Origin of the sequence: Okeania sp. SIO3B5 (assembly GCF_010692555.1) — a bacterium.
In the GTDB taxonomy this organism is placed as follows: Bacteria; Cyanobacteriota; Cyanobacteriia; order Cyanobacteriales; family Microcoleaceae; genus Okeania.
The window spans coordinates 1-9,882 of the sequence record NZ_JAAHHG010000380.1 but is presented as its reverse complement, the minus strand read 5'-3'; the positions used below and the strand labels follow the sequence as shown (position 1 = coordinate 9,882).

At 40.8% G+C, this 9,882-nt stretch carries 7 protein-coding genes; 1 reads left to right on the top strand and 6 read right to left on the bottom strand.

Going from position 1 to position 9,882, the window contains the following annotated elements:
- Positions 1-194 precede the first annotated feature (194 nt).
- Together F6K54_RS32555 and F6K54_RS32550 are read right to left on the bottom strand one after the other, a co-directional pair.
- Positions 195-3,911 carry an FG-GAP-like repeat-containing protein gene (locus F6K54_RS32555; RefSeq protein WP_293087272.1) on the bottom strand — a complete coding sequence of 1,239 codons (3,717 nt, stop codon included), beginning with the start codon at positions 3,909-3,911 and terminating at the stop codon, positions 195-197.
- A 130-nt stretch (positions 3,912-4,041) separates the two neighbouring features.
- A complete protein-coding gene (locus tag F6K54_RS32550) occupies positions 4,042-5,106 on the bottom strand; it encodes a TIGR03032 family protein (RefSeq protein WP_293087269.1) in 1,065 nt (354 codons plus the stop codon).
- A 20-nt stretch (positions 5,107-5,126) separates the two neighbouring features.
- On the opposite strand from F6K54_RS32550, the gene F6K54_RS32545 reads away from it, so the two are divergent.
- Positions 5,127-5,573, top strand: a complete 447-nt coding sequence (locus F6K54_RS32545; RefSeq protein WP_293087281.1) for an NADAR family protein — start codon at positions 5,127-5,129, stop codon at positions 5,571-5,573.
- A 220-nt stretch (positions 5,574-5,793) separates the two neighbouring features.
- On the opposite strand, the gene F6K54_RS32540 is transcribed toward F6K54_RS32545, so the two are convergent.
- The 4 genes from F6K54_RS32540 to F6K54_RS32525 all read right to left on the bottom strand — a co-directional run bounded on the left by F6K54_RS32540 (position 5,794) and on the right by F6K54_RS32525 (position 9,457).
- The gene (locus tag F6K54_RS32540; protein ID WP_293087278.1) at positions 5,794-6,609 is read right to left on the bottom strand and encodes a transposase; all 816 of its coding nucleotides are present in this window, start codon (positions 6,607-6,609) and stop codon (positions 5,794-5,796) included.
- A gap of 149 nt (positions 6,610-6,758) precedes the next feature.
- Entirely contained in the window at positions 6,759-7,040 is a 282-nt protein-coding gene (locus F6K54_RS32535) for a hypothetical protein (protein WP_293087275.1), read from the bottom strand.
- Between the two features lie 238 nt (positions 7,041-7,278).
- Positions 7,279-8,763, bottom strand: coding sequence for a DEAD/DEAH box helicase (locus F6K54_RS32530; protein WP_293087266.1), 1,485 nt, complete (start codon positions 8,761-8,763; stop codon positions 7,279-7,281).
- A 520-nt stretch (positions 8,764-9,283) separates the two neighbouring features.
- Complete coding sequence (locus F6K54_RS32525; RefSeq protein WP_293087264.1) at positions 9,284-9,457, bottom strand: hypothetical protein; 174 nt, start codon at positions 9,455-9,457, stop codon at positions 9,284-9,286.
- Positions 9,458-9,882: the final 425 nt, after the last annotated feature.

Sequence of the window (9,882 nt, the reverse complement as noted above, 5' to 3'; positions counted from 1 at the left end):
TTTAACTTTTAACTTTTGACTTTTAATATCAAATCCGTTTAATTGGACATAAAAAAATTCTTCAATCGTCATAACTATGCTCATCTTTGTAATTCTTTCTCCTCCTGACTCCTGACTCCTGACTCCTTACTCCTCCTAACTTAACCATTCTATGGCTGTTTAACCGGATTTGATATAACTTCCGTGAAACAGTATTAACCTCTCAATACAAAATCTTCTGCTTCCAACACTGGGATATTTGTCAATGTGGCAAACTGCCCTCCACTGCCGAAACCTGTTTCACTACCATTTGGATTATAGAATAAATTACCATTGTCACTATTATAAGTAATTATTGCATCCGAGGTTTCTGCTGCTTGGTCACTTGTGACTACTGCATATTCCCCTACTACACTAAATCCTACTCCTGGTTCGCTGGTAATGGCAGTGAATGTACTTTTGTCCAGCAGAATTAAATCTTGTTGTGGCACAAAGTCGGTGATTAGATCAAAACCTTCGTCAACAGCTAACTCAAAAATATCAGCATCATCACCACCAGACAGGGTATCTATTCCTTGACCTCCAATTAAGGTGTCGCTACCTAGATCGCCTGATATTGAATCGTTACCAACACCCCCATCTACTAGATCGTCATCTTTGCCACCAAAAATTGTGTCGTCACCTTCCTGACCAAAAACAGAGTCACTCTCTCTATCTCCCCTCAGTAAATCTTCGCCTATGTTACCAAAAACTAAATCGTCATCTTTACCACCAAAAATTGTGTCGTCACCTGCATCTCCGTTGATAGTATCTAGGTCTTGATTGCCAAATAAAACATCGTTATTATCTAAACCATTAATTACATCGTTACCACCCAAGCCAAAAATGCTATCTTGTCTACTTGTGCCATTGAGGGTATCCCTTGACTCAGTGCCAATGATTTCTTGTGTAGGTGGCAATTCCACAGTACAAATACCAACCCCTTCTGTTTCATACAGGGCGATTTTGTCCTCATAGGCTGAAGCACTGAGAATATCTACATCCCCATCACCATCCACATCTGCTGCAAATACCGAGATGGCACGAGCAGCATTAGTAGAAATGGTCTGTTCTATGAAGTTATTGCTGCCATCATTGAGGTACAGAGCTATTTTCTCGTCATAGAATGAAGCACTGAGAACATCTACATCCCCATCTCCATCCACATCTGCTGCAAATACCGAGATGGCACCATCAGCATTAGTAGAAATGACCTGTTCTGTGAAGTTATTGCTGCCATCGTTGAGGTACAGAGCTATTTTGTCGTCAGAGAATGAAGCACTGAGAACGTCTACATCCCCATCTCCATCCACATCTGCTGCAAATACTGAAAAGGCACTATTAGCATTAGTAGAAATGGTCTGCTCTGTGAAGTTATTGCTGCCATCATTGAGGTACAGAGCTATTTTGTTGTCATCATCTGAAGCACTTAAAACATCCACATCCCCATCTCCATCTACATCTGCTGCAAATACTGAGCGGGCAACATTAGCATTAGTAGAAATGGTCTGCTCTGTGAAGTTATTATTGCCATCGTTGAGGTACAGAGCTATTTTCTCGTCATAGAATGAAGCACTGAGAACATCCACATCCCCATCACCATCCACATCTGCTGCAAATACCGAGATGGCACCATCAGCATTAGTAGAAATGGTCTGTTCTGTGAAGTTATTATTGCCATCGTTGAGGTACAGAGCTATTTTATCCTCGTTCTCTGAAGCACTGAGAACGTCTACATCCCCATCTCCATCAACATCTGCTGCAAATACCGAGGTGGCAGCATCAGCATTAGTAGAAATGACCTGTTCTGTGAAGTTATTGCTGCCATCGTTGAGGTACAGGGCTATTTTGTCATCAGAGAGTGAAGCACTGAGAATATCCACATCCCCATCTCTATCAACATCCGCTGCAAATACTGAAGAAGCTCCATCAGCATTGGTAGAGATGATTTTCTCATTTGCCCCCACTGCTTTAGCTCTGGGGTTAGTATTATCCACAATTGTCAAAGTTGCCGTCTCATCCCCTGGAGTAGGACTCACATCATACTTTTGGGGCGCTTCTGTGGGTTCTTCTGTCAGAGTGAGGGTGACTATTTCGTCGGCATCGGTTACGGTATCATCCCTGGGTACTATTTGGATATCGACGCTGGTTTGTCCATCGGGAATCACAACACTGCCTGTTTCTCCATTAAATGTGACGGTGGGCACTGTGCCTTCTATGGTACGCACCCCTTGAATGTCGTAGTCGATGTTTTGAGTAGCAGTGCCAGAGATGGTAAAGAATACCGTAATATCTCCTGCTGTTTCTGTACCTCTGTCTATAGTGAAAATGCCTGGGGTGGCTTCGGCTTCTGCTGCAGGAGTTTCTGTGGCAATGATGCTAACTAAGGGGACATTGAGGATATCGCTTGACCCAGTGTCAATATCAACCCCTGATGGGGGGAGTGAGACTGTTTCATACAGGGCGATTTTTTTGTCACGCAGTGAAGAACTGAGAACATCTAGATCCCCATCACCATCCACATCTGCTGCAAATACCGAGGTTGCAGCATCAGCATTAGTAGAAATGGTCTGTTCTGTGAAGTTATTGCTGCCATCATTGAGGTACAGGGCTATTTTGTTGTCATATAACGAAGCACTGAGAATATCTACATCCCCATCACCATCCACATCTGCTGCAAATACTGAATTGGCGCCATTAGCATTAGTAGAAATGGTCTGTCCTGTGAAATTATTGCTGCCATCATTGAGGTACAGGGCTATTTTGTCGTCATCAAATGAAGCACTGAGAACATCTAGATCCCCATCTCCATCTACATCTGCTGCAAATACTGAATTGGCACCATTAGCATTAGTAGAAATGGTCTGTTCTGTGAAGTTATTGCTGCCATCATTGAGGTACAGGGCTATTTTGTTGTCATATAACGAAGCACTGAGAATATCTACATCCCCATCACCATCCACATCTGCTGCAAATACTGAATTGGCACCATTAGCATTAGTAGAAATGGTCTGTTCTGTGAAATTATTGCTGCCATCATTGAGGTACAGGGCTATTTTGTCGTCATCAAATGAAGCACTGAGAACATCTAGATTGCCATCACCATCCACATCTGCTGCAAATACTGAATTGGCACCATTAGCATTAGTAGAAATGACCTGTTCTGTGAAATTATTACTGCCATCGTTGACGTGCAGGGCTATTTTGTCATCACTATATGAAGCACTGAGAACATCTACATCTCCATCGCCATCCACATCCGCTGCAAATACTGAAAAGGCAGCATCTGCATTAGTGGAAATTACCTCTTCTGTGAAATTATTGCTACCATCGTTGAGGTACAGAGCTATTTTGTCATCAAAGCGTGAAGCACTGAGAACATCCACATCCCCATCACCATCCACATCCGCTGCAAATACTGATTGGGCAAAATCAGCATTGGTAGAGATGATTTTCTCATTTGCTCCCACTACTTTAGAACTGGGGTTAGTATTATCCACAATTGTCACAGTTGCCGTCTCATCCCCTGGAGTAGGACTAACATCATACTCTTGGGGCGCTCCTGTGGGTTCTTCTGTCAGGGTGAGGGTGACTGTTTCTGCGGCATCGCTTACGGTATCATCCCTGGGTACTATTTGGATATCGACGCTGGTTTGTCCATCGGGAATGACGACGCTGCCTGTTTCTCCATTGAAGGTGACAGTGGGCACTGTGCCATTTATGGTACGCACCCCTTGAATGTCGTAGTCGATGTTTTGAGTAGCAGTGCCAGAGATGGTGAAGAATACTGTAATATCTCCTGCTGTGTCTGTATCTCTGTCTATGGTGAAAGTTGCTGCTACTGCACCAGCTTCATTAGGGGTTCCGGTTTGGGTAATTTTAATAGTGGACATTAGTTTTTATCGTTTTTTGTTTTTCCAAAAGATTTGTGATTTTTCTAAATTCACACCCTGACCGAGATTTCAATCAACAGACCAGATAGTTTCCTCAACTACCCGCCATCAAATCAGATTAAGCGAAAGATTAAACTTCCAGGCTTAGATCGCGGGTTGCCACTCGCCTCAACTCATCCTCTTGTTGCAAACCAATACAACCGGGATATTGGACTCCAGGCAAAACTGCCACATCGTACAATTCAACAATAATTCCTTCTATCCGCAACCAATGAACAATATCTCCAGTATGCAAATCAATGATGTGCAACCCACAAAAAGCTTCAGCTCCCTTTTGTGTCAACCTTTCCTGGAGAGCTAAACCAGAAAAAGTCTGTTCTCTGGGTTTAGACAAACCCACCACAGCATAATTTTGCCAAAATGTCAACCCCCGCAAATATCCCCCACAAAAAGCAATTGGTTGAAATTGTCCCGTTTTCAAATCTAAATAGCCAAATTCTCCCATGCCCGAATTTAGCAACCAGAGTTTATCCTGGTAAAAACGGGGAGAGTGGGGCATCGAAAGTCCTGTGGCAATAACCTCTTTACTAGGAACATGGATAACACAACCTCCATCGCGCCGTTTATCCCTCCATCCATCCACCACATCCGACTGCCCGCAAGCCGTAACATAACCAGGTTTTCCATCAACTATAGCTAACCCATTCAAATGACATCGGTCTTCAGGAGCAAGTTTAGAGATAAAAGATGGTTTCCATAGAGGAGCAAAACTGTAGCGATCGCTCAAAGTTGCCAAACAGCTAAACAGAGAATTAACAAAAATAATTTGTCCATCATTGTTTTCCCATGGAGCAACAACAATATCGTGGGCATCTAATTGGCCAGTCAACCAACTACGGCGAGGAACATACATTTTGTCTCGCTGCTGAAAAACTTGACCTTTTTCCACCATATTCTCCAATTGCCAGACCTGGTAGCGAGTGGCCATAGTTAAGCTGTCAGAGGAAGTAGCATAAAGTCCCATAGGGCGATCGAAAGTCCGCATAGTAGCAGACAAACTACCGTCAGGTTTAATGCCGATGAAAAAAAGTCGATTAGATTGATAAGTAGTAAATGCTAAACTAACTTTCTCAGTATTCAACCATTGAATAAACTGTTGAGAACTTAGAATTTCAAATGATGATGTTTTTGACATTAGAGAAAGTTAGAGAAATTATGGCAATTTCATTTTATAGCACTCTCAGCAGATACGGTTGTTTTTCCAATTGTTCTGCTCATGGTTTTGAATTAGATGGTTATTGGTGGCCAACCAGCGAACATTATTTTCAAGCTCAAAAATTTCCAGGTATGCCTGATGCTGATGAAATTCGTTTAGGAGCAACACCAGGGGAAGCAGCAAATCTGGGAGGCGATCGCAACCGCCCATTACGTTCAGATTGGGAACAGGTAAAATATGAGATTATGCAAAAGGCAGTATTCAACAAATTTGCTACTAATTCTGAAATTCGAGAAATATTACTGTCTACTGGAAATGAAGAAATTGTTTATAGGTCTCCTGTTGATTTATATTGGGGTCAAAGAAAAGATGGTAGTGGGGAAAATAAATTAGGGAAAATTTTAATGGCAGTACGAGATATGTTGAGTTCAACAATTGATAATTAACAATTAATATACCAGTCCATGCAAAGAACACAGGCAGGTAAAAAGCGTAAAACTTAGAGAACGCAATACTTTTCCTTCTTACCTCTTCCTGAAAAAAATTCAGAGACGCGATCACTCACATCTGTGACTTACCTACACCGATGCATCTGCTTTATGTGTAGGCTTCTGATGCCTTTTAAAGACGGTCAGAACTTCCTGAGAAACAGAAGTGGTTTTAGATTTAGCTATAACCACTTTGTTTCGACGGCGGTTTATAGTCACCGAACAAGTCCAGCCCGACTCGTTTCAAATTGATAGCAGCATTTATATCTCTATCAATTTTTAACTGTAATTCCTCATCAAAATATTCTCTGATACTGCAATCGGTAAACACTATTTCATCTCTATAACAAAGCAATTGAGATGTATAATTTGGTTTGCATTCTATCACTCTAGCGTTAGCTTTTTCGGCTACCTGACCCAGAACTTCAAAGAATTGACAAAATGCAGCATCTAGCCAGGATTTATTTAATCCAGACTTGGACGATTGACCATTAGGCAAATACTTTCCATCTTCATCTTGTTTTGCTCTGGTTCTGCGAGTTAAACCTGTGAGATTTAATTTCTCATGGAAAAATACTTTTTTACCTGTTTTAATTAATTTGTAAGCTGTTTTGTACTGGAAATCTTTACGGCTTCTGGCTATTTTTTGATGGATTTTACTTTCGCGTTTTGCTAGTTTTCGTCTAGCTTTACTGCCATGTTTACGTTTGTTCTTGCGTTGGGAGACTTTAGCTAGTTTTTCTTGATTACTTCTTAAAGGTTTCACAGAAGATAGTTTACTTCCTTCTGATGTGGCTAGATAAATATCTTTGTCTAGGACAGCATCTAAACCTATTGAGTTTTCCCATGTAGGTTGAATCTTGTCAGTTTTCAACTCAGGGACTGACTTATCCTCTAAGCTTAAATTTATCCACCAACCATCAGTTTTTTTGGTTAATGAAATTTGTTTAATTTTGGCTAGCTCTGGTATTGCTCTATGAGTTCTGACTTTTATTAAACCTGTTTTAGGAATTGATATATATAACCATTTACTATTAATTGATGAAAATTTTAACCAAGAATCATCGGCACTCTTGAAAGTTCAATGAACGATATCTAGATTGACTTTTAAATCTCGGTTTGCCACTACGATTACCTTTACTATCACCTGCTACAAATAAGCGAAAATGTTGTTTCTACTCTTTTACAGACATCCTGCAAAACTGTTGAATAAACTTGGGAAAAATCCAGATGCTCGCCTGAGTTTTTGACCTCTACTATAGTATTTTTCAGTTCTGGTAATTGCTTCTTCTGGTTATAGTAATTTGGTTTGTCTTTTAATTCAGGTAAATGACAAATTAGAGGACAAGCATTTATAGGACATCTGTTTTGCTCCCACCAGTTAAAACGTTCTCCTAGCATTCTGTTGTACCAATACCGACAAATTCTGAGCCAGTTGTTTAGCATCAACTTCTGGCACGTTTGCTGGATATATACGGTATTGGTAAGTATACTTCATAGTTGAAAAAGTATATAGACTTTCAGGCTACACCCAATGGTTAAGGCCAGGATTCTTCCCACGCCGACGTTACGTTTTCCTAGGCCATTCTTTGCAAACGGCGTGGGGCTTATCCCGGTTGAAGCTCGAATTATTATTCGACTATTTCAGCCAGAAATAAATAACTTAATTATTGCCTGAAACAGAAGCCTCTTCTACAATATTATCACCATTTTTCTTCTGATTTTTAGGAGAAGGTTTTTGATGACGAATCTTAGGAGAACGTGGCTTTGGCTTTGGTTTGGGAGTTTCATAGACAGGAATGTCTTCCTCCTGAGCATAATCAGGCCCCATCCAAGCAGGACGAGTTTCATCATAAGCTATCTGTAAAGCTGCAGCAGCGATCGCGTGGGGGTCATACTCTTCACCTAACTGAGCAATTAATGGTAAGAAAGAAGCCATCCGTTCCCCACTCAGAGCATCTCGTACCTTACCCTGTAACTTCTGCAACTGTCGGGCTTCAATTTGAGACCGCTTAGGAATCGAGCGAGTGTCCAAACGTTGACGCAGATGACGTTCTATCAACCGCAACTTCCGCTTATCTAAAGGATTAATCAACGAAATCGCTGTACCTTCACGACCTGCACGACCAGTACGACCAATACGGTGAACATAATTTTCCACACTATCAGGTAAATCGTAGTTAATCACGTGGGTTAAATGATCCACATCTAAACCACGAGCTGCAATATCAGTTGCCACTACCCAACGTACTTGTTGATTGCGAAAGCGACTTAGCAACCGTTCCCGTTGGGATTGATTCAAGTTACCATGATATTCATCAACACTATGACCTGCTGACTGTAATTGGTTTGTTAGTTCCGCCGCAGCTTGCCTTGTCCGCACAAATATCAAAGCTGCTTCTGGGTCTTCGAGTTCTAAAACTGGCTGTAAGGCTTTGGCTTTCGGCCAACCACGAGGCACCATGTAAGCAATCTGAGAAATTCGCTTCGGAGTTGTCTTTTGTTGAGCAACTTTGACTGTTACTGGCGATCGCAAATATTTATTCACCAGTTTCTTGATTGAGTAGTCCATGGTAGCAGAGAAGAAAGCTGTTTGATGTTCAGTGGGTGCTGCATCCAAAATTCTTTCTACATCCTGAATAAAACCCATACTCAACATTTCATCAGCTTCGTCTAGAACCATCATTTTCAAACTATCTAGTTTTAAACTATTGCGATTCAGCATATCGATAATTCGTCCTGGGGTTCCTACTACAATCTGAACACCTCGTTGAAGGCGCTGAACCTGACGTTCGATAGATTGACCGCCATAAACAGTTAAAACGTGTAATCGATGTTTAGTTGGACCCTTGCTATCCAAACCAGCAATTTGACGAATCGCTTCTGTAACTTGCAGCGCTAACTCACGAGTGGGAGTCAAAATTAAAGCTTGAACTGCCTTTGTCTCCAGGTCAATTCTCTCCAATATGGGTAACGAAAACGCTGCGGTTTTACCTGTTCCTGTTTGGGCTTGACCTACAATATCGGTTCCTTCCAGCAAATGAGGTATTGCTTGGACTTGAATCGGAGTAGGTTCAGTAAAACCAATTGTTTCCAGATGATTTACACGCTCTTGTGAAATTCCTAAATTTGCAAACGATAAATCCATTAATTCTCCTAAGTAAATTATTTTACATCTGGTTTTGTTACCCAACTTGGAGGCAGATTTATGCTCAACTATAGCTGCTTATCAATGGATAATTGATAATTGATAATTACTTAATTTGGTCTAATACCTCTTCATTTATGAAGAAAATTAAAAGAAAATATTTTCCTTAAGTTCAATCCTCTTCTTTCAAGGAGAGGTAATTATCCATTATTCATTGTTCATTATCAATTGTTAAACAGCCCTTGCTAACTATAAACCTGTAGTTATTTGGTAGGGCAGTATGCCTTTGCCAATCACAGTCTCTACTAACCTGATAGCATTAGAGTTAGTAGCTAACATTTCAGTAGTGTCTGTATGTTCTCAACGGCTAGGTTTTAACCTGAAGATCGACGACAGAATTAAAGGCAAAATGCCTGTTCCTTTTCTCCCTAGTTGGGTATAGTGAAGTACCTCTGCTTAGTGCAACATTTAACCTTATCAAATCTATTCATCACTGAAAATCTTTGATAATAGTATGGCATTACCGTAACAGTAAAGGCAGATGAGCTGCAAAGCTAATCCTTAAAGAACTAGCGCGTCCGAGACCTTTCTTCTCCTTTGATAACAGAAGAATCGTTTTCACCAAGGGTAGTGCTGGTATCCGAGCTAACTTCGCCTGGCAGCTAAAATTTACCGAACTGTTTCCAAAAGGCATTGTTTCCTATATCTTACCAGATTTAAGTTGATTTTTGAGCGTTCAAAATCTCAAAAGTCAAGGAAATGGATAGGTTTAACAAGGTTTTTGGTTAATAGTTGCGTCTCTTTGACTTACACGAAGGCTTCGCGTCTTATCCAAGGCGGATAAATTCTGATTTTTTTGTAGAGGCTTTCCGATTTTACAGGCAGACAAACGCAAACATTATAAGTTCTGTAGTTTGTCTGATTACCTGAACTACCGCTAGTACATATAATAGAAAATTTATATTGTTTCTACGACCTTTTAAGTAGGTCAGGCAGGTTATCAACCACTACAATATATATAAAGATATAGAAATTACTACTGTCTCACACATATCAATCTCAGGAATTTTAAGCCCCTGCGATTAAGTCTCCTTTCGTCTCACTCCTAAACCTACGGCA

Coding starts and splice junctions, on each gene's coding strand:
- F6K54_RS32530 (WP_293087266.1), bottom strand. CDS start 8,763: ATGGATTTATCGTTTGCAAATTTAGGAATTTCACAAGAGCGTGTAAAT.
- F6K54_RS32555 (WP_293087272.1), bottom strand. CDS start 3,911: ATGTCCACTATTAAAATTACCCAAACCGGAACCCCTAATGAAGCTGGT.
- F6K54_RS32550 (WP_293087269.1), bottom strand. CDS start 5,106: ATGTCAAAAACATCATCATTTGAAATTCTAAGTTCTCAACAGTTTATT.
- F6K54_RS32545 (WP_293087281.1), top strand. CDS start 5,127: ATGGCAATTTCATTTTATAGCACTCTCAGCAGATACGGTTGTTTTTCC.
- F6K54_RS32525 (WP_293087264.1), bottom strand. CDS start 9,457: ATGCCTTTTGGAAACAGTTCGGTAAATTTTAGCTGCCAGGCGAAGTTA.